The sequence below is a fragment of the Microcoleus sp. OTE_8_concoct_300 genome, assembly GCF_031383065.1.
Lineage (GTDB): Bacteria > Cyanobacteriota > Cyanobacteriia > Cyanobacteriales > Microcoleaceae > Microcoleus.
Map to the genome: position 1 here is coordinate 1 of NZ_JANMZH010000713.1, position 1,711 is coordinate 1,711.

Sequence of the window (1,711 nt, forward strand, 5' to 3'; positions counted from 1 at the left end):
AGTAGAAACCCCCAAATTAGTACACATCGTGCGTTCCGCATCCGGCGTAGTCAGCACTACACAAGTACCCGTGGGCTCCTGCGACGACTCAGCAGGATGCACATTAAAATCAATCCCCGCCGCCAGCAAATCTTGCCGATAAAACTCGCCGTTAGTATCCTTAGCAACCTTCCCCGAATAATACGCTTTACCGCCGCTTTGAGCCAAACCAATCATCGTATTTGCCGCCGAACCGCCCGATCGCATTTGCAGCGAATTGTGCTCTAAATCGTGCAAAATCCCCCCCTGCGTTTCCGAATTCATCAGCGTCATCCCGCCACGACTCAGCTCGTGATCGAGCACAAATTCATCTTCTACCAATGCTAGGATGTCTACAAGGGCATTGCCTACGCCAAACACATCCACGGAACGGGAATCTTGATTGTTTTCTGTCATGAGTGCTTTTTTTTGATACTAATTTTGGACTTGTGCAAAACACCCTTTGTTTGGCTATCGACAGTGTAAGGTACTCTGCGCGCACCCTACGTTTCATGGTAAGGTGCGCCCTGTGCACCCTGCGTTTTATCGAAATGTGGGCACGGAGTACGCTACGTTATCGATAGGGTAAGGTGCTTATGGGCGCACCCTACATTTAGATGTTCTGTGTAAGTTTTATAGTAACATTTAGATGTTCTGCGTAAGTTATAACTATATTTGCTTTTATCCAAAATCTAAAATCCCAAATCCCAAATCTAAAATCTAAAATCTAAAATCGATATGACTGATACTTATGTCCCACCTCTGATTCAGCAAATGTTGCAGCCCGGGTTTTACCCGCACGGGGTGACAGAACCAGTGCACCTCATTCAGACTCACGCTTCCTTTGTTTTGCTGACAGGAGATTATACTTACAAAATCAAGAAACCAGTCAATTTTGGGTTTTTGGACTATTCAACCTTGGCAAAACGGCAGCATTTCTGCACCCAAGAATTGCTGATGAACCAGCGCACTGCACCGGAAATTTATTTAGAAGTTTTGCCAATTATTAAAACTGGCGATTCTTTTCAACTTGGCAGCAACTTACCTGCTATAAGTTCTGCCGAAATTGCTGTAGAATACGTGCTAAAAATGCGGGAGTTTCCTCAAGATTCGCTGTTGCTCAGTTTGTTGGAACGCGGACTGTTGACCGAGCAACTTATGGCTGACTTAGGGCGGGAAGTTGCCAACTTTCACAGCACGGCAATTAGTAATAGCTACATTCGCAGATTTGGCGAAGTCAGTCAGATTCGCACAGCAATAGATAACAATTACCTGAGTTCGGAAAAATATATTGGCGGGCCGCAGACTCAGACACAATATCAGGAAACTAAAAATTATACTGATGCGTTTTTCGCGAACAACCCAGAGTTATTTAACCTGCGGATTAGCAATAATAAAATTCGCGAGTGCCACGGAGATTTGCACTTGCGGAATATAGCATTGTGGCCCGATAAAATATTGCTGTTCGACTGCATTGAATTTAACGAGCAGTTTCGCTTTGTTGATGTCATGTACGATGTTGCTTTTACAGTAATGGATTTGGAATCGCAGGGGCGCAGAGACTTAGGCAATGCTTTTCTCAATACTTACATCGAACAAACAGGGGATTGGGAAGGACTGCAACTGTTGCCTCTGTATTTAAGCCGTCAAGCTTATGTTAGAGCGAAAGTAACTTCGTTAATGTTGGAAGATC

2 protein-coding genes are annotated in these 1,711 nt (G+C 44.4%); one reads left to right on the forward strand and one right to left on the reverse strand.

The features are described 5' to 3' along the window. Positions 1–435: PfkB family carbohydrate kinase (locus ACUVJL_RS31960; protein WP_445249503.1), on the reverse strand; the 435-nt coding region annotated here is incomplete at its 3' end. A 321-nt stretch (positions 436–756) separates the two neighbouring features. Here ACUVJL_RS31960 and ACUVJL_RS31965 point away from each other — a divergent pair. Beyond that, the coding region (locus ACUVJL_RS31965) for a phosphotransferase (RefSeq protein ID WP_445249504.1) at positions 757–1,711 on the forward strand (955 nt) is incomplete at its 3' end.